Here is a 17686-nt window from a genome sequence, read left to right on the forward strand (position 1 = left end):
TCCTTGACTTCGAGCGCGCTCGAACCCGTAGCGTCCCGGGTGTCGAGACGGAAGGCAGGCTTTCATGAAGATCGGCGAACTGGCCCGGCGCTCGGGACTGTCGGCACACACGATCCGCTACTACGAGCGGATCGGGCTCCTGCCCTATGCCGATCGGGACGGTTCGCGCCAGCGCGACTACGACGCCTCGATCCTGACCTGGATCGAGTTTCTCTCCCGGCTGAAGACGACCGGCATGCCGATCCGCGAGATGCTGCGCTATGCGGCCTTGCGGGCGGCGGGGCCGGCGACGGGCTCAGAGCGGCAGCACCTGCTCGAGGCCCACCGGGAGACGGTCCGCGCCCGCATCGCCGAATGGCAGGCCTGCCTCGCCGTCCTCGACGCCAAGATCGCCGGCTATGCCGACGCCGAGACGAGGATCGACGACCATGCTGCATCCCTCCATCCCGAACGCCCCCAGCCCGAACGCCCCCTGCCCGGCCGCCCCGCTTCCGGCCGGCTCCCTTCCAGTGGAACCCGAAAGCCGGCTCGAACGCGGTCGGCGCGCGCTGGCTGAGATCGACGGCACTGCCGGCACGGCGGTGATCGCCGCGCTCGCCGACATCGCGCCGGACTTCGCCACCTATCTGTTCGAGTTCCCGTTCGGCGACATCTATTCCCGCCCGGGACTGGGCCTGCGCGAACGCGAGATCGCCACCATCGCGGCGCTGGCGGCGCTCGGCAATGCCGCCCCGCAGTTGGAGGTCCATATCGAGGCCGGCCTCAATGTCGGCCTGACCAGAACCGAGATCGTTGAGGTGCTGATGCAGATGGCCGTCTATGCCGGCTTTCCGGCAGCCCTCAACGGCCTCTTCGCCGCCAAGGCGGTGTTCGCCCGGCGCGCGGCGCGGGGCGAAGCCTGATTGGGACGACCTCAGCGGCCGCGCGCATCCTCGATCACCATGGCGGCGCCCTTGTCGGCGATCATGATGGTCGGCGTGTTGGTGTTGCCGGAGGTGATGGTCGGCATCACCGAGGCGTCGATCACCCTGAGCCCGGCCACGCCATAGACGCGCAAGCGCTCGTCGACGACCGCCGTCGGATCGCTCGGCAAGCCCATCTTGGCCGTGCCGACCGGGTGGAAGATGGTCGTGCCGATGTCGCCGGCGGCCTTGGCGAGCGCGGCATCGTCGTCGCCGACGGCCGGCCCGGGGAGATATTCCTCGGGCCGGAAGCGGGCGACGGCCGGCTGCTTCATCAGCCGGCGGGTGACCCGGATGGCATCGGCGGCGATCAGGCGGTCGGCCTCGGTGGCCAGATAGTTCGGCGCGATCACCGGCTTGGCCGCGGGATCGGCGGAGCGCAAGCGCACGCTGCCGCGCGAGGTCGGGCGCAGGTTGCAGGCCGAGACCGTGATCGCCGGGAAGCGGTGCAGCGGATCGCCGAACTTCTCCAGCGACAGCGGCTGGATGTGGAACTCGATGTCGGCCCGCTCCGCGGACGGGTTGGACCGGGTGAAGATGCCGAGTTGCGACGGCGCCATGGTCAGCGGGCCGCTTTGGAAGGCGGCGAACTCGAGCCCCATCAGGGCCCGGCCGACCAGCGAATGGTAGGTCTCGTTGAGCGTCTTGACGCCCGTGACCTTGTAGATCGCCCGCTGCTGCAGGTGGTCCTGCAGGTTGCCGCCGACACCGATCCGCTCGACCCGGGTTTCGATCCCGTGCTCGGCCAGCCAGTCGGGCCGGCCGATGCCGGACAGTTGCAGGATCTGCGCGGAGCCGAGCGAGCCGGCCGCCAGGATGACCTCCCCGCGGCAGCGCACCGTCTTCGTCTCGCCGCCCTGCCGGAACCGGACGCCGACCGCCCGCCCCTGCTCGACCAGCACCTGCTCGACCAGCACGGAGGTCAGCAGGCGCAGGTTCGGTCGCTTCAGGACCGGCTTCAGGAAGGCGCGCGCGGTCGACCAGCGGAAGCCGCGCTTCTGATTGACATGGAAATAGCCGACGCCCTCGTTGTCGCCGGTGTTGAAGTCGCGCGTGCGCGGTACGCCCATCTCCTCGGCCGCGGTGGCGACCGCATCGAGCACGTCCCAGCGCAGGCGCGGCGGCTCGACCCGCCACTCGCCGCCGGTGCCGTGATGCTCGCTGTCGCCCATGAAGTGGTCGTCGAGGCGGCGGAAGACCGGGGCCACGTCGTCCCAGCCCCAGCCGGAGAGACCGAGCTGGCGCCAGTGGTCATAGTCGGCCGCCTGTCCGCGCATCGAGATCATGGCGTTGATGGCCGAACAGCCACCGATCACCTTGCCGCGCGGATAGCGCAGCGAACGGCCGTTGAGCCCCGGCTCCTTCTCGGTCTCGAACATCCAGTCCGAGCGCGGATTGCCGATCGCGAAGAGATAGCCGACGGGAATGTGGAACCAGATCCAGTTGTCCCAGCCGCCCCCTTCGAGCACGAGGACGCGCTTGGAGGCATCGGCGGACAGCCGGTTCGCCAGAACGCAGCCGGCCGAGCCCGCCCCGACGACGATATAATCGTAGTCCCCATCGATGCTTGTCATTCCCGGCCATCTCCTCGCCGCCTCTCGCGGGCGGATCGACGACATGTGCCATGCCGTCGCACCCGCCCGCAATCCGGATTGCGGGCAGGTGCCGGCGATCGGGCGGCGAGGCCGCCCTACTCGACGATCTCGATATCGACGACCGCCACCGCATGGCTCTGCAAGCCGTGGAAGCCCTTGCCGGCGTTCAGCATGCGCTCGATCAGGCGCGTCGGATCGCCGATCGCGTCGCCGGCCTGAAGGCCTTCGATATCGCGCGTATCCCGGTCGAGATTGTCGGCCATGACCGCGACGAGGCGGGCGGGTCCCGCCGGTCCGGTGACGGTCAACCGCGCTCCGCGTTCCGCCTGCTCGGCCGTCGGAATTTCGACCAGTTGCCCGGGGGATACGCGCTCACGGCCATTGCGCTGGCGGAACGCCCGAACGAAGGGCGACCAGATCAATCTCGCCTTGCCGTTCGCCTCCTGCAGCAGAAGGATCGGTATGCCGCCGCGGGGAGACAGCAGGCGGATGCGCAGGCCGGTGCCGATCTTGAGCCGCGGGCCGTCGACCACGTCGAGCGAGAGACTTGCGACCGGTGCGGCCGGCCGGGACCAGACGGGAAACGCCGCCGAGTCATCGGCGCGTGCGAGGTTGGCCCCGGCGGCGATCGAGCGGATCCAGCCGGCAGATCCGGCGATGGCGACGTAGGCCGCCGATCCCGTGGCCGGCGACCGGACGCCGATCTGAACCCACTCGCCCGTCCCGGTCTCAGCGAAAAGCGGGCCGCCGGGTTCCCCCGTTCCGGCCGCCTCGGACGGCTCGAAGGCGGCGCAAAGGACAGGATCGGCCGCAACGCGCTGCGGACCCGTGCCGCAGGCGCCGCTTTCGCGAAGCGGCACGCGCCAGGTAGGGCGATCGCTCATGGCGGGGCCGGCGATCGGCGACGCAAAACCGGCGGTGACCGCGACAAGGCCGCCCCGGCCGGAGACCGGACGCGTCTCGGGGCCTGCCAGGCGCTGGCGGATCGTCGCCGCATCCCGCGCCAGGATCAGCACGGCAAGATCGTTGGTCCCGCGGGCGGCGTCGAAATCCGGGTGGACCGCGACGGAGGCGATCGGGATTTCGTCGCGCGACGCCTCGTCATGGCGCCGCGCCGGCAACTCGACACGGATGTCGCCGACGCGCGACGCCAGCGCGCATTCGGCGCTGGTCAGGACGGCGCGCGCATCGATGACCGTCCCGGCACAGAAGCGGGTTGCGACGCCGTCGCGGGAGACGAGCAGCGAAACGAGGCTCGGCCATTCGCCCGGCTGCGCCGGCGTGACGATCTGCGACGTGGGTCGTCCGGCGGCTCGCGCCGCGATCATCCGGTCCATGACCGCGCCCGGCAAGACGGACGGGGCCCCGCCGTCGGCCGGAGATTGGGCAACGGCCGCCGGCGGGCTTGCCAATGCGGCGGCCACCCACCCAAGCCCTGCAAGCCACCGCTGCATCCGCGGCCGCCCCGGGACCGTGGCCGGGCGGCCGCCGGCGGCTGTCATTCCACGATCTCGTAGTCGAGGGTCGCGGTTCCGCGATCCAGCGGGGCGACGATCAGATCCTTGACGTCGCTCTCCGCCCGGCTCGCCACCTCGCGCTGGATCAGTTCGGCGACGAACCTGTCGAAGTCCGGAATCGGATCGCCATCGGCATGACGGGCGATCAGATCGTCGGCCTTGGCGCGCTCGGGGACCACCACGGCGATCAACCTGTTCGGGCCGGCCGGGGGCAGGATCTTGTAGCGGTAGCCCTGCTGGCGCGCCTTGGCCGACGGGATCGAGATCGAGCGTCCGGCCTCGATCGTGGCCGGAGCCCCTTCGGCGCGCCCGCTCGGCATGCCCTTGAGGGGATAGATCTGGTGCGCCTGCCCGTCCGGTCCCTGGCTGAACAGGACGAGGCGGCCGGATGTCGAGGACAGGATGCGCAGATCGGCGAAACTGCCGATCTTGAGCCGCTCGCCCTGGACGATCTGCAGGCGGACCTGGGCGACCGTGCTGGGGGCGGCGGCGGCGCCACCGGCGGTCAGCGGCACCAGCGCCTGATCGACGGCCGCCATCGCGGGCTTCGTCGCCTCGGGAAGCGGCGCGAAGGCGGCGGCCGGCACGCGCTCCTTGATCCAGGCTTCGAAATGACCGACCGAGGCATAGACGTCGGGCAGCTTGTCGGTGCAGCCCTTGGGGCCGTAGCTGACGACGCCGACCTGGACGAAGCGGCCGCGCGCATCGAGGGCGAAGAGCGGCCCGCCGCTATCGCCGTTGCAGGCGCCGAAGCCCTTCGGCCGCGCGGCGCAGACCGTGGCGCCGGAGATGCGCTCGCCGAGCGCCTCCCGGCATTTGGGCTCGCCGATCAGGCCGACATCGAGTTGCAGAAGGGCCGGCGACGTGCTGCCGTCGCCGCTCGTGCGGCCGAAGCCGATCAGGGTCGCCTTGGCGTCGTCCTTGACGAGGCCCGGGACCTCGCTGCCGCGAACCAGCGTCTGGCGGGCCGATTTGGCCGGTCGGGCCAGTTTCAGAAGGGCGATGTCGTTGGCGAAGGTCGCCGTCGAATAGTCGGCATGCGCGACCATCGAGGCGATCTCGATGTCTCCGGCCGGCGCGGTGTCGAGATCGGCCGTGCCTTCGCGGACCGTGAAGGTCGCCTTGCCGGCAGCCTTGCTCATCGGCACCACGCAATGGGCCGCGGTCAGCACCCATTCGGCGTCGATCAGCGTGCCGCCGCAGAACAGCGATGCCTTCTTGTCCGGCTTGGTCATCATGATGGCGACCATGCCGGGCCATTGCCCAGGCTTGGCCGGCGCGCCGCCGATCACCCGGCCGCCCAGTTCGCCCGACTTGGCAAGCTCGTCGAGCGACGGCTCGGCGCTTTCGGAGACCAGTTCGCGCTTCTCACCCGGCTGCGGATCCGGCCCGCCGGTGACCGGCTTGCCGGCCTCGGCCGACGCCGCGCCGACACCGGCCGCCACGCCTGCCGCAGCCCCAGCGGCCGCAGCCCCGGCGGCCGGCAGCACGCCCGGCTTGGCCTCGGTCGGCGCTTTGATGTCCGGCGTGCCCTTGGCGTCAGGCGTGCCCTTGGCGTCCGGTGCGCCCTTGATCGCGCCGGCCGGCGTCGCGGCGGTCGCGGGTGCCGCACCGGCGGCAGGTGCCGCACCGGCGGCGGGCGCCGCACCGGCGGCGGGGTTCGCCTCCGGCGTCTTGGCGTCCGTCCCGCCCTTTGCCGGCGCAATCACGTCGCCGGCGCGATCGGTGGCCGGGGTCGCGGGCGGCTTCGATCCGGCCGCGGCAGGAGCGCCGGCCTTGCCCGCCTTGCCGGCCTTCTCGCCGCGCGCGGGCTTGGCCGGCCGCTTGCCGCCATCGGCGGTGTCGCTGGCGGCGACCTGGGGACCGGCCGCCCATGCCGGCCTCTCGGCCGAGGCAATCGAAATCAGCAGCGCCGCGGTCAGGAGGGTTCCGGCATTGAGTGCCGCTGCTGCGAACGGGCGCTTCGGCCCGAGATCGTCCGTCTGCATGGTGAGATATCCTGACCGTCGGGATTCGTTCGGCGGTGGCCCGCCGACTGTCAGGAATGAAACCGCATCCGCGCGGGCCGGGCAAGGAAGCCGCCCCCAATCCGATGGGAAGGCGGCTGAATCGCTCCGGCCCGGGCGTCGTTCAGGAGAAGAACGGCTGCCGCTTCTCGAAGAAGGCCGAGATGCCCTCCCGGAAATCCGCCGTGCCGGCAGCCGCGACGAAGGAGGCCTTCTCTCGCTCGAGCTGCTCGTCGAAGCTCGCCTGGGTGGCCGACTGGATCAGCCGCTTGACCGAAGCGGTGGCGCCGGTCGCCGAGGCGACCAGGCGGTCGGCGAACCCCTCCACCGCCGCCGTCAGGTCGTCCTTCGGCACGACCCGGTTGACCATGCCCCATTCGAGCGCCTTGTCGGCCGGCAGCGGCTGGTTGAAGAGCACGAATTCCAGCGCCCGCCGCGGTCCCATCAGCCGGGTCAGCGACCAGGTCGTGCCGCCGTCCGGGCTGGTGCCGATCTTGGTATAGGCCGACAGGAAGGTCGTGCCCTCCGCGGCGACGACCAGATCGCACGCGAAGGCGAGCCCGACGCCGCCGCCGGCGACCGGCCCGTGCACGGCGGCGATGACCAGCGCGCGCATGTCCTTCATGATGCGCATCAGCCGGTGGAACTTGTCGATCAGACCGGCGGCCGTCCCCGGCGCGCCCTCGAGATCGGCATGGAAGCGGGCGAGATCGCCGCCGGCCATGAACGACCGTCCGGCTCCGGTGAGGATCACCACCCGCACCGTGTCGTCCGCGGCCAGTGCCGCGAAGGCCGCCACGAGGCCGTCCGCCATGGCGTCGTCGAGCACGTTCAGCACACCCGGCCGGTTCATCGTCACGGTCGCGGTCGAGCCGCGCCGCGACACCAAAACGACGTCTTCCTGCCTGTGCTCCATATCCGTCCCTCCCGGTCGCGCCAACCCGATCAGCCGACCGGACGCGTATCCTCGATGACCTTGCCGTCGTTGGGCAGGCTGCCCGGCGGCACGAGTTCGATCGCCGCCCCCAGTTTCATGACCGACCTGACGGTCGCCGCCAAGGCGTCCGAAAGGCCCGGTTCCGGTGCCGCGCATTCCGCCTTCAGGGTCATCGCGTCCGCCTCGCCGGCCCGGGCGATGACGAGCCGTGCGCGCGCCACGTCGCGATGGCGCGCCAGGACGGCGGCGACCAGTTCGGGGCGGACGAACATGCCCTTGACCTTGGCGGCCTGATCGGCCCGGCCGAGCCAGCCGCGGATGCGCATATTGGTACGGCCGCAGGGCGAGCGGCCGGGCAGGACGGCGGAGAGATCGCCGAGCGCGAAGCGCAGCAGCGGCTTCTTCGGATCGAGGATGGTCACGGCCACCTCGCCGACCTCGCCCTCCGCGACCGGATCGCCGGTGCCGGGGCGCAGGATCTCCAGGATGATGTCCTCGTTGACGACCATTCCCTCGCGGGCCGGCGTCTCATAGGCGATCGCGCCGCATTCGGCGGTCGCGTAGAGCTGGTAGGCGTCGATGCCGCGGGCCCGGAACTCCGCCTGAAGCGAGGGCGGAAAGGCCGCGCCCGAGACGATGGCGCGGCGGATCGAGGCGACGTCCCGGCCCCGGTCGCAGCCGGCATCGAGGATCAGCTTCAGGAAATCCGGCACGCCCGCATAGGCGTCCGGGCGATAGGCCTCGATCAGGTCGAGCTGGGCGTCGGTATTGCCCGGGCCGGCGGGGATCACCGCGCAGCCGACCGCGCGGGCGCCGGCGTCGAAGCACCAGGCACCCGGGGTCAGGTGATACGAGAAGGTGTTCAGGATGACGCCGCGACGGCCGATCCCGGCCGCGGTCAGCGCCCGGGCGACCCGCCAGGGATCCTCCTCATGCGCCTCCGGCTCGAAGATCGGGCCCGGCGACATCATCAGCCGACGGTAGTCGCCCGGCCGGCCCGGGATGGTGCCGCCGAAGGGCAAGCCCGTGCGCTGCAGGGCCGGCAGATCGGACTTGCGGAACACCGGCAGCCGGGCCAGCGCGGCGCGATCGACCACCGTTGCCGGGTCGACCTTGGCGAGCAGCCGCCGCCAGGCCGGCAGCGCGCGGGCGGCGGCGACCACGGCGGGCAGCCGCGCCATCAGATCCGCCTCGCGCCGGGCCGGCGCCTGCGTCTCGCGGCGGTCGTGGAATTTCGCCATGGAGCCGATCCTCAGAGTTTGTGAAGGGATCGAGGATGCGAAAGAATGCCCTTCGATATCATGGGCATTCTTCGGACACGTCCGCACCTTTCGGGCATTCCTTCACATCCTCTCAGGCCAGCCAGCGCTTGCGCCGGCGGTAGTGCTTGACCGCGTGATAGTCGACTTTCTGATGGCCGCCGAGATAGGCGTCGGCCACGTCCGGGTTGCTGCGCAACACGTCCGCCGTGCCGCCCATCAGGATGCGGCCATTCTCGATCAGATAGCCGGAATGGGCGATCTCCAGGGCGGCGGTGGCATTCTGCTCGACCAGCAGCACCGCGACGCCGTCGCGCTCGTTGATGGCGCGGATGATGTCGAAGATCTCGTCGACCAGGAACGGCGCGAGACCGAGGCTCGGCTCGTCGAGCATCAGGAGGCGCGGTTCGGTCATCAGCGCGCGCGCGATGGCGAGCATCTGCTGCTCGCCGCCGGAGAGATAGCCGGCCTTGGCCTTGGCCCGCTCGGCGAGCCGCGGGAAGGTCTGGAACATCCGGTCGATCAGGGCCGAGACATGGCCGCGGTCGCGATGCATGGTCGCCGCCGCGATCAGGTTCTCCCGCGGCGTCAGATGGCCGAAGACGCGCCGACCCTCGAGCACATGGACGATGCCGAGCCGGACCCGGTCGGGCGGATCGATCGCCAGGATCGACCGGCCGTCGAAGGTGATTTCGCCGCGATTGACCGCGCCGCGCTCCGGCTTCAGGAGGCCGGAAATCGATTTCAGAACGGTGCTCTTGCCGGCGCCGTTGGCCCCGAGCAGGGCGACCAGACCGCGCTCCGGCACCTCAATCGAGACGCCCCGCACGGCGAGGAAGACCTGGTCGTAGGCGACTTCGATATTGTTCAGCGACAGGAGCGCCATGGTTCCGACCTACCCCGAGAGGAGCCCCGACCGCGCTGCGCGCGGCCGGGTTGGTTGCGTCGATCCGGATCACTTGCCGGTCGTCTTGAAGGTCTCGGAGTTCTTCTTGATCTCGCTCCAGACCACGTCCTGGTTGGCCGCGAACCAGTCGGTCACCGGCACGAACTTCGCCCCGTCCCAGCGCGCGATGCGGCCCATGCCGCCGCCCTGGTGGTCCTCGCGGGTCACCGTCGTCGGCGGCAGCAGGCCTTCGGCGGTGAAGTTGGTGATCGAGCGCAGGCCGTCATTGAGCCAGGGGCCGGTGACCGGGCCGTTCGGCGCCTTGGCGGCGGCGAGCCGGACGCCTTCGACCATCAGCGCGCCCATCTGCACGCCGTAATTGTAGTAGGCGGTGCCGACCTTGGCCTCCGGTCCCGCGCCCTTCCCCTTGGCGACGACCTCGGCCAGGATGTCCTTGATGACCTTCGGCTCGCGACCGCCGACGCAGGGCTCGACCTTCATCACGCCCTTGGCGGCGTCCCGGCCGACCACGTCCATGTCGGATTCCGACAGCCAGACGCTCGACGAGACCCGGTCCATCGGCAGGCCGTTGCGGATCGCCTCGGTCAGCGCGACCGTCTGGCCGACGCCGGCGCCCCAGAAGATCACGAAGTCCGGACGGGCGCGGCGCACCTGCGGCCAGATCGCCGACTGGTCGTTGCCCGGCGGCGTATAGGGGAAGGTCAGAAGCTCGAAGCCTTCCTTCTGCGCCAGCACCTGCAGGATCGACAGCGGCTCCTTGCCGAAGGGCGTGTCGATATGGACGAAGACGATCTTCTTGCCCTTCAGGCTGCCCTTCTCGGTCTTCTTGAAATTCTCGATGATCAGGCCGGCCTGGGTCCAGTAGTTGATCGACAGCGGCAGCACATACGGGAAGGCGGTGCCGTCGGCGGCGTCGCTGCGGCCCGAATAGGCGGTGATCATGTTGATCTTGTCTTCGAGCGCGCGCGGCACCAGGGCGCGGGCGACCGGGGTCGAGAGCGGATCGATCAGCACCGCACCCTCGCGCTTGCCGCGCTCGTAGGCCTCGATGGCACGCGGCAGGTCGTTGGCGTGATCGGTGACATCGGCGACGATCTTGTAGCCGCCGACGCCGCCGCGCTCGTTGACCAGGGCGAAGTAGTCGCGCTGGCCCTGGTTGTATTCGGACGTGACGAAGGTGTAGATGCGGGTGAAATCCTGCGCGATGGTGAAGCGCACGATCTTGTCCTCGGCATAGACCCGGGACGCGAAGCCGAACTGGGCCGCGACGGCGGCCGTGCCGGCGATGAAACTCCGACGATCGATCGACATGATGTTTCCTCCAGCCCTTTTTCTGTTGGGGGCCGTCACCGCTGGGCGTGGCGGAACGGCCAGACGAGCATGTAGTTGCGGAAGTTGGCGTAGAGCTTGGCGAGACCGAGCGGCTCGTAGAGCAGGAAGCCGATCACCAGCAGGCCATAGGCGAGCAGCGGCAGATGCGCGCGCATGTCGATCGGCAGGTCGAGCCCGAAGGTCGCGGCCACGCTGCCGAGCAGGTTGTTGAGCACGATCGGGGCGAACAGGATCAGCGCCGTGCCGAAGAAGGGCCCGAGCACGCTGCCGAGACCGCCGACGATGATCATCGCCAGGATCTGGATCGAAAGCTCCAGGTGGAACTGGTCGGGCGAGACGGCGCGCAGATAGGCGACGGCCAGCACCGTGCCGACCACGCCGCCGATGAAGGACGAGACCCAGAAGGCCATCAGCTTGTAGCGGAAAGTCGAGACGCCGAGGATCTGGGCCGCGTAGTCCTTCTCGCGCAGGGCGGCGAGCGCCCGCCCGAAGCTGGTGCGCTTCACGTTGAGCATGAAGAGGGTGATGACGAAGCAGACGAAGAGCGCGAAATAGTAGGTCGCCCAATCGCTGGTCAGCGGCACGCCGAGGAAGCGCACCGCCGGCACCTGCAGGGTGGCGAGCGTGCCGCCGCTGATCGCGGCATTGTGCGAGATGACGAAGTCGACGATGAACTGCATGGCGAGCGTCGCCATCGCCAGATAGATGCCCTTCATCCGGAGCGCGGCGGCGCCGAACACCGTGCCGATGCCGGCGCTCATGATGCCGCCCGCAATCATGGCGATCTCGAGCGGCACCCCGAAGCGGACCAGATGCACGCCCGCATAGGCACCGATGCCCATCACCGCGCCATAGCCGAGATGGATCTGCCCGGCCCAGCCCATCAGCAGGTTGAGGCCGAGCGCGGCCGAGGTCCAGATCAGCCAGGGCAGCAGGTAGCCGGTCAGCCACAGTCGGTCGAGCAGCAGCGGCGCGGCGATCAGGAAGGCCAGGACCGTCAGGACGAGGCCGCGGTCGAAGGCGAGCGGAAAGAGCTGGCGTTCGTCCTGGTAGCGGGTGTGCCGGAGGCCGGCGCGTCTGTAGAACACGAGGCTACACCCTTTCGATATGTTCGCGGCCGAACAGGCCGTGCGGCTTGAACAGCAGCGTCGCCAGGATGATCACGGCGGCGACGATGTCGCGCGTGCCGCCGCCGACCAGCGGATCGACCACACCGGTGGCGAGGCTCTCGGCGACGCCGACGATGACGCCGGCGATCAGCACGCCGCCGATGGAATCGAGCCCGCCCAGGATGGCGATGGCCAGCGCCTTGATGAGCAGGAGCGACAGCGACCAGTCGACGCCCTGCGTCGAACCCCACAGGATGCCGGCCGCGGTGGCGGCGACCGCACCGAGCCCCCAGGCGACCGCGATCGCCCGCTCGACCCGGATGCCGACCGACCAGGACGCCGTCTGGTCGTCCGCAACCGCGCGCATGACGACGCCGAAGCGCGAATTGAAGAAGATCAGCGAGGCGACGATCAGCACCAGCGAGATGCCGCCGCCGATCAGGGTGGCGCGGTTGATCAGGAGATCGGCGACGAACAGCGGCGCCTGCGGGATGCCGATGTCGAGCCGCTTGACCGAGGCCCCGAACACGCCCGGCAGGAGCCCGCGCAGCATGATCTCGATGCCGAGGGTGAGCATGATGGTCATGATCACCGGCTGGCCGATCATCCGGCGCAATGCGACGCGCTCGATCAGCATGCCGAAGGCGAACATGCCGACCAGCGCGCCCGGGATCGCCAGCCAGACCGGCGCGCCGAGCCCGGCCAGCAGCACCCAGGCGACATAGCCGCCGGTCATGGCGATCGCGCCCTGCGCCAGATTGGCGATGCCGGACGTCTTGTAGATCAGCACCATGCCGAGCGAGACGAGGGCATACATCAGGCCGACGAAGACCCCGTTGACGGCAAGTTCGGCGATCAGCATCCAGTCCATGCGCGTCAGACCTCGCCGATCCGGAGGGTGCGCCGGATGACGCCCCGCTCGCCATTCTCGTAGGTGATGGCCGCCTCGTAGACCGTCTCGACCGCGCCGCCGTAGAGCGCATCGATCAGCGGCGCATAGGTGGTCTCGATCATGTTGCGGCGCAGCTTGCGGGTGCGCGTGATCTCGCCGTCATCGGCATCGAAATCCTTGTGCAGATTGACGAAGCGGCGGACGCGCAAGGCCTCCGGCTGGGTCTTGTTGACGTGCCGGACGACCTCGGCGACGAGGCCCTGAACCTCCGGCCGCTGCGACAGCTCGGCATAGGAGGTGTAGGAGAGCGCGCGCTCCTCCGCCCAATGGCCGACCGCGTCGAAATCGATGCAGACGATCGCCGTCAGGAGGTCGCGGCCGGCGCCGATGACGGCGACGTTGCGGATATAGGGGCTGAATTTCAGCCGGTTCTCGATGAAGTTCGGGATGTAGCGCTCGCCCGCGGCCGTGCGCACCACCTCGCTGACGCGGCCGAGCACGATCAGATCGCCGTCCTCGTCGATGCGGCCGGCATCGCCGGTGTGCAGCCAGCCGTCCACGATCGCCTTGGCGGTCGCCTCCGGGTCGTCGAAATAGCCGGCGATCACCGAAGGCGAGCGGACCAGGATCTCGCCGCTGTCGTCGATGCGGATCTCCGCGCCCTCGATCGGCCGGCCGACCGTGTGCAGTTTGACGTGGCCTTCGGTCTGGGCCGCGGTCAGCGCGCAGGTCTCGGTCTGGCCGTAGAACTGCTTCAGCTTGATGCCGAGCGCCCGGAAGAACAGGAAGGTGTCCTCGCCGAGCGCCTCGCCGCCGGTGAAGGCCCGCTCGGCGCGCGCCAGCCCGAGATAGTCGCGCAGCGGCGCGTAGACCAGGAGATTGCCGATCGCGTCGACCACCCGCTCTGACAGCGTCGGCGTGCCGCCGGCCAGGCGCTTGCGCTCCAGTTCGATGGCGCGCGGCATGATGGTGTCGAACAGCCAGCGCTTGAACGGGGTCGAGTTCTTCATGCCGACCTGGACGCGGGTCAGCATCTGGTCCCAGGCCCGCGGGGCGGCGAGATAGAAGGTCGGCGAGACCTCGCGCAGGTCGCGCAACACCGTCTCCTGACGCTCGGGCACGTTGATGGTCGCCGCCATCATCAGCCCGGCGCCGAGCGTGAACACGAAGTCGCCGACCCAGGCGGTCGGCAGATAGGCGTAGAGTTCCTCGTGCGGGTGGAAATAGCCGCTGCGCGCCGCATTCGCGACGCCCTGGGTGACGTTGCGGTGGAGAAGCGGGATGCCCTTGGGCAGACCGGTCGTGCCGGAGGAATGCAGCAGCACGGTCACATCGTCCGGGCGGGCGGCGCCGATCAGGCGATCGCGCAAGCCGGGCTCGCGGGCGAGCCGCTCGCGACCGCGTCCGACCAGCGTCTCGATCGACATCAGCCCCTCGACCGCATAGGTGTCGAAGCCGCGCTCGTCGTCATAGAGGATCGTCGCCGCGCGGCCGGTGGCCGCGCGCAGTTCCAGGAGCTTGTCGACCTGCTCCTGATCCTCGCCGATGGCAATCATGGCATTGCCGTGCCGGGTGGCGGCGATCAGTTCTTCGAGCGGGATGTCCGGGAAGGCCGGCGACGGGAAGGCGCGCAGCATGTTGGCGGCCAGCATCGCGTAATAGAGCCGGGGCCGGTTGTCGCCGATCACCGTCATGGCGCTGCCGGCGGACAGGCCGAGCGATTCCAGTCCCGCGGCGATCGCCAGAACCTCGTCGAGCACCTCGGTCCAGGTCTGCTCCTGCCAGATGCCGTAGCGCCGTTCGCGGAAGGCGATGCGATCGCGATAGACCGTGGCGTTGCGCACCAGGGCGGCGATCAAAGTCTGCGGCAGGTCCGCTGCGGCGGTGAGCCCGGTCTGCACCACGGACGCCGTCATGCCGCCGCTCCCCCGCGCTGGCGCTTGGCGGCGCGCTCGCCGAGATAGGCGCTGACCACGCTCGGATGCGCGATCGCCTCCGCCGGCGGTCCCTCGGCGATGATCTCGCCATAGCTCAGCACCACGACGTGGTCGCAGATCGCGGTGACCACATCCATGTGATGCTCGATGATCAGGATGGTGACGCCGCGCGCCTCGCGCGCATCCAGAATGAAGCGGGCGATATATTCCTTCTCCTCCTGGTTCATGCCGGCCATCGGCTCGTCCAGGATCAGGAAGCGCGGCTCGGAGACCAGCGCGCGCGCCAGTTCGACCCGCTTCTGCAGCCCGAGCGGGATGACCTCGACGGGCTCGTCGCGGATGTCCTGCAACTGCATGAACTCGATCACGTCCTCGACGACGCGCCGATGCGCCAGCTCCTCGCGCTCGGCCCACCACCAGTAGAACAGCGCCCCGAGCGCGCTCGGACGCATGTGCACATGGCGCCCGATCAGGATGTTGTCGAGCACGCTCATGCCCTTGAACAGGGCGAGATTCTGGAAGGTCCGGGCGACGCGGCGCTGGGCGACCCGGTGCGGCGCGAGGCCGGTCACGTCGTCGCCGTAAAGCGTGATCCTGCCACCCTGCGGCGGATAGAAGCCCGTGACGACATTGACCATCGTGGTCTTGCCGGACCCGTTCGGGCCGACGAGGCCGAGGATCTCGCCCTCGCGCACCTCCAGCGACACGCCCTTCAGCGCGCGCAGACCGCCGAAGGAGCGCTCGATGCCCTGGCAGGACAGCACGACCGGCCGGTCCGGGCGCGACGCAATTGCCGATGGGGCGGGCCCAGACGCAACGGGCGGGGTTGCGATCATGCCGACGCTCCGCTCGGCCTGAAAGGCATCGCGCAGGCGCAGCAGACATCGCGCACAGTATCGCACGCGAAGTGAAAATCACTCCACCTCAAGTCTAGCCTCCCAGCCTGCGTCGTTCTTTTTGACGTCGACGCTTAGTATTGATCTCGAATGAATAGCACTCAGCTACCACTGTCAACGGTGCCAAGGCATAGACTGACCCTCCGCCCGATATTCCGACTGTCCATCAACCGGAAATCGACGGCATCCCATTGCGCATGGAATGAGCGGCCGCTCCCGCCAGGGCTGTCTCATACTCGGCCGCCAGGCGCCGGCAGAGGTCGGCCGCCGCCGGAATGTCGTCGATGCCGCCGATGCCCTGGCCGGCCGCCCAGATGTCGCGCCAGGCCTTGGCCTCGCCGGTGCCGAAGTCGAGTTGCGCCGGCTTCGTCAGATCGTCCGGATCGCGTCCGGCCGCCGCGATGCTGGCGCGCAGGAAGTTGCCCGGCACGCCGCTGATCGCCGGCGTCAGCACGATGTCGGAGGCGCGGCCGGCGAGCATCATCTCGTGCAGCGCCGCGGGGGCCTGGCTTTCGCGGGTCGCCATGAAGCGGGTGCCCAGATAGGCGAGATCGGCGCCCATCAGCCGCGCCGCGGCGACCTGGGCGCCGTTCGACATGGCCCCGCCGAGGATCAGCGTGCCGTCGAAGATGCGGCGCATCTCGGCCAGCGCGGCGATCGGGCTCAACAGACCGGCATGCCCGCCAGCCCCGGCCGTCACCGCGATCAGGCCGTCGACCCCGGCGGCGGCGGCCTTCTCGGCGAAGGCGAGCGTGGTCACGTCGTGGAAGACAAGGCCGCCATAGGCTTGCACGGCCTTGATCAGATCCCGGTTGAGCCCGAGCGAGGTGATGATCAGCGGCACCTTGTGGGCGATCGCGACCTCCAGGTCGCGGTCGAGCCGCGGATTGCTGCGGTGGACGACGAGATTGACGCCGTAGGGCGCCGCTCCCGCGCCGGCCGGGGCGAGGCGCTCCGCGATCTGGTCGAGCCAGGCCGCAAAGCCTTCGGTGGTCCGCTGGTTGAGGGCCGGAAAGGTGCCGATGACGCCGTTCAGGCAGCATTCGACGACCAGGTCCGGCCCGGAAATCAGAAACATGGGCGACGCGATGACCGGCACCGAGAGCCGGCCCGCAAGGGAATTCGGAATGGCCATCGCGACGCTCCCCGCTCGGATCAGTACTGCACGAAGCCGGTCAGCGGCTTGAAGGTCGCCGACTTGATGTCGTACTGGTAGACCCCGACGGCGGTGCCCGAGAGCTGCTTGTCGTTGGTGAAGTCGACCGGCGCGCTGAGACCGCCGGTATCGAGGCCTTTCAGTCCGCGCAGCTTTTCGACCGTGCAGGCGCGAGTCAGGTCCTTGCCGCACTGGCGCATCGCCTCGATCAGCGCCTTCATGCCGATATAGGACGCGTAAGTGTAACGGCTGATATTCTTCAGCTCGTCTTCCGACACGTATTTCTTGGCCAGTTCGCGGAACTTCTCGTTGGCGGGGCCGTTCAGCGAGACGTAGTCGCCGACCAGATAGTCGTAGCCGGCCGGGGCCAGCAGCGCCGCGGAGGCCGGGATGCCCTCGCTCCAGACTTCCGCCGGGATCAGCGGCATGTCGAGCTTGCGCGCCTCGGACAGGATGTTGGCGGCGCCGGCGAAGATGCCGCCATTGGCCAACACGGTGACGCCCGCCTGCTTCATCTGCGCCACTTCGGCCGAGAAGTTGGTGGTGCCCTTCTTGAAGCGGATGCGCACCGGTGCCTTGAGATTGAAGTCCTTCACGGCGCGATCGAAACCGGCCTCGATATCCTTGCCGAAGTCGTCGTCCTGGCGGACGAGACCATAGACGGCATCGGGCTTGGCCATCTTCTCGTGGATGTATTTCAGCTGGGCGTAGAAGGCGTTCTCATAGGTCGCGCCGAAGGTGAACACCGTCGGGCGGACCGGGGTGTAGACCACCGGCGCCGGCGCCTGGCTGACCACGGTCGGCAGCTTGTGCTCGGTGATCAGCGGCATCATGGCGAGCACGTTGGCGGTGCCGGAGGTGCCGTTGAGCGCGAAGATCTGGTCGACCTCCAGGAGCTTCGTCAGCGCCTGGAAGGAGCGGGCCGGAACGTAGCCGTCATCCTCCGTGATGACCACGATCTTGCGGCCGTTGACGCCGCCGGCGGCATTGACCTCTTCGGCCGCCACCTTGGAGCCGACCGAGAAGCCGCGCCCGACGAAGGCGGCCGGCCCGGTCATGATGTTCACGTCGCCGATCTTGATGGTGGTATCGGTGACGCCCGGATCGGCCGCGAGGGCCGGACCGGCGACGAGCATTCCCAGAACGGCAGATGCGATCGTCTTCATGGTTTCCTCCGGGTA

The 17686-nt window shown here is 69.3% G+C and carries 15 protein-coding genes; 2 read left to right on the plus strand and 13 right to left on the minus strand.

All coding sequences use genetic code 11. The annotated features are described in order from the left end of the window. The first annotated feature begins 64 nt into the window (after positions 1-64). Together ABB55_RS02170 and ABB55_RS02175 are read left to right on the plus strand one after the other, a co-directional pair. Positions 65-556: a MerR family transcriptional regulator gene (locus ABB55_RS02170; RefSeq protein WP_083463285.1), complete on the plus strand. Its 492-nt coding sequence runs from the start codon at positions 65-67 to the stop codon at positions 554-556. After that, a complete protein-coding gene (locus ABB55_RS02175; protein ID WP_054357332.1) occupies positions 510-902 on the plus strand; it encodes a carboxymuconolactone decarboxylase family protein in 393 nt (130 codons plus the stop codon). The genes ABB55_RS02170 and ABB55_RS02175 overlap by 47 nt, the downstream gene beginning before the upstream one ends. An 11-nt stretch (positions 903-913) precedes the next feature. On the opposite strand, the gene ABB55_RS02180 is transcribed toward ABB55_RS02175, so the two are convergent. The 13 genes from ABB55_RS02180 to ABB55_RS02240 form a co-directional block, all read right to left on the minus strand. After that, a complete protein-coding gene (locus tag ABB55_RS02180) occupies positions 914-2536 on the minus strand; it encodes a GMC family oxidoreductase (RefSeq protein ID WP_054357333.1) in 1623 nt (540 codons plus the stop codon). A 116-nt stretch (positions 2537-2652) separates the two neighbouring features. Continuing rightward, positions 2653-3894, minus strand: coding sequence for a S1 family peptidase (locus ABB55_RS02185; protein ID WP_054357334.1), 1242 nt, complete (start codon positions 3892-3894; stop codon positions 2653-2655). A gap of 161 nt (positions 3895-4055) precedes the next feature. After that, complete coding sequence (locus ABB55_RS02190) at positions 4056-6062, minus strand: trypsin-like serine protease (RefSeq protein WP_054357335.1); 2007 nt, start codon at positions 6060-6062, stop codon at positions 4056-4058. Between the two features lie 142 nt (positions 6063-6204). Next, positions 6205-6996 carry an enoyl-CoA hydratase/isomerase family protein gene (locus tag ABB55_RS02195; protein WP_054357336.1) on the minus strand — a complete coding sequence of 264 codons (792 nt, stop codon included), beginning with the start codon at positions 6994-6996 and terminating at the stop codon, positions 6205-6207. 29 nt (positions 6997-7025) lie between these two features. After that, positions 7026-8258, minus strand: coding sequence for a phenylacetate--CoA ligase family protein (locus ABB55_RS02200; protein WP_054357337.1), 1233 nt, complete (start codon positions 8256-8258; stop codon positions 7026-7028). Positions 8259-8370: 112 nt separating this feature from the next. Continuing rightward, a complete protein-coding gene (locus ABB55_RS02205) occupies positions 8371-9162 on the minus strand; it encodes an ABC transporter ATP-binding protein (protein WP_054357338.1) in 792 nt (263 codons plus the stop codon). Positions 9163-9231: 69 nt separating this feature from the next. Continuing rightward, positions 9232-10494 carry an ABC transporter substrate-binding protein gene (locus ABB55_RS02210; protein ID WP_054357339.1) on the minus strand — a complete coding sequence of 421 codons (1263 nt, stop codon included), beginning with the start codon at positions 10492-10494 and terminating at the stop codon, positions 9232-9234. 35 nt (positions 10495-10529) lie between these two features. Then, entirely contained in the window at positions 10530-11603 is a 1074-nt protein-coding gene (locus ABB55_RS02215) for a branched-chain amino acid ABC transporter permease (RefSeq protein WP_054357340.1), read from the minus strand. Between the two features lie 4 nt (positions 11604-11607). Further along, entirely contained in the window at positions 11608-12495 is an 888-nt protein-coding gene (locus ABB55_RS02220; RefSeq protein WP_054357341.1) for a branched-chain amino acid ABC transporter permease, read from the minus strand. Between the two features lie 5 nt (positions 12496-12500). Further along, the gene (locus tag ABB55_RS02225) at positions 12501-14432 is read right to left on the minus strand and encodes an AMP-dependent synthetase/ligase (RefSeq protein WP_054357342.1); all 1932 of its coding nucleotides are present in this window, start codon (positions 14430-14432) and stop codon (positions 12501-12503) included. Next, positions 14429-15217, minus strand: a complete 789-nt coding sequence (locus tag ABB55_RS02230) for an ABC transporter ATP-binding protein (protein WP_317131816.1) — start codon at positions 15215-15217, stop codon at positions 14429-14431. The genes ABB55_RS02225 and ABB55_RS02230 overlap by 4 nt, the downstream gene beginning before the upstream one ends. 298 nt (positions 15218-15515) lie before the next feature. After that, positions 15516-16484, minus strand: coding sequence for an NAD(P)H-dependent flavin oxidoreductase (locus ABB55_RS02235; RefSeq protein WP_054357343.1), 969 nt, complete (start codon positions 16482-16484; stop codon positions 15516-15518). 20 nt (positions 16485-16504) lie between these two features. Next, positions 16505-17671: an ABC transporter substrate-binding protein gene (locus ABB55_RS02240; protein ID WP_054357344.1), complete on the minus strand. Its 1167-nt coding sequence runs from the start codon at positions 17669-17671 to the stop codon at positions 16505-16507. Positions 17672-17686 lie beyond the last annotated feature (15 nt).

Source organism: Prosthecodimorpha hirschii (assembly GCF_001305515.1).
GTDB classification, from domain to species: Bacteria; Pseudomonadota; Alphaproteobacteria; order Rhizobiales; family Ancalomicrobiaceae; genus Prosthecodimorpha; species Prosthecodimorpha hirschii.

Excerpts from the sequence above, each read along its gene's own strand:
- ABB55_RS02185 (WP_054357334.1), bottom strand. The coding sequence starts at position 3,894 with ATGGACCGGATGATCGCGGCGCGAGCCGCCGGACGACCCACGTCGCAG.
- ABB55_RS02195 (WP_054357336.1), bottom strand. The coding sequence starts at position 6,996 with ATGGAGCACAGGCAGGAAGACGTCGTTTTGGTGTCGCGGCGCGGCTCG.
- ABB55_RS02205 (WP_054357338.1), bottom strand. The coding sequence starts at position 9,162 with ATGGCGCTCCTGTCGCTGAACAATATCGAAGTCGCCTACGACCAGGTC.
- ABB55_RS02170 (WP_083463285.1), top strand. The coding sequence starts at position 65 with ATGAAGATCGGCGAACTGGCCCGGCGCTCGGGACTGTCGGCACACACG.
- ABB55_RS02235 (WP_054357343.1), bottom strand. The coding sequence starts at position 16,484 with ATGGCCATTCCGAATTCCCTTGCGGGCCGGCTCTCGGTGCCGGTCATC.
- ABB55_RS02210 (WP_054357339.1), bottom strand. The coding sequence starts at position 10,494 with ATGTCGATCGATCGTCGGAGTTTCATCGCCGGCACGGCCGCCGTCGCG.
- ABB55_RS02180 (WP_054357333.1), bottom strand. The coding sequence starts at position 2,536 with ATGACAAGCATCGATGGGGACTACGATTATATCGTCGTCGGGGCGGGC.
- ABB55_RS02220 (WP_054357341.1), bottom strand. The coding sequence starts at position 12,495 with ATGGACTGGATGCTGATCGCCGAACTTGCCGTCAACGGGGTCTTCGTC.
- ABB55_RS02190 (WP_054357335.1), bottom strand. The coding sequence starts at position 6,062 with ATGCAGACGGACGATCTCGGGCCGAAGCGCCCGTTCGCAGCAGCGGCA.
- ABB55_RS02225 (WP_054357342.1), bottom strand. The coding sequence starts at position 14,432 with ATGACGGCGTCCGTGGTGCAGACCGGGCTCACCGCCGCAGCGGACCTG.
- ABB55_RS02200 (WP_054357337.1), bottom strand. The coding sequence starts at position 8,258 with ATGGCGAAATTCCACGACCGCCGCGAGACGCAGGCGCCGGCCCGGCGC.
- ABB55_RS02240 (WP_054357344.1), bottom strand. The coding sequence starts at position 17,671 with ATGAAGACGATCGCATCTGCCGTTCTGGGAATGCTCGTCGCCGGTCCG.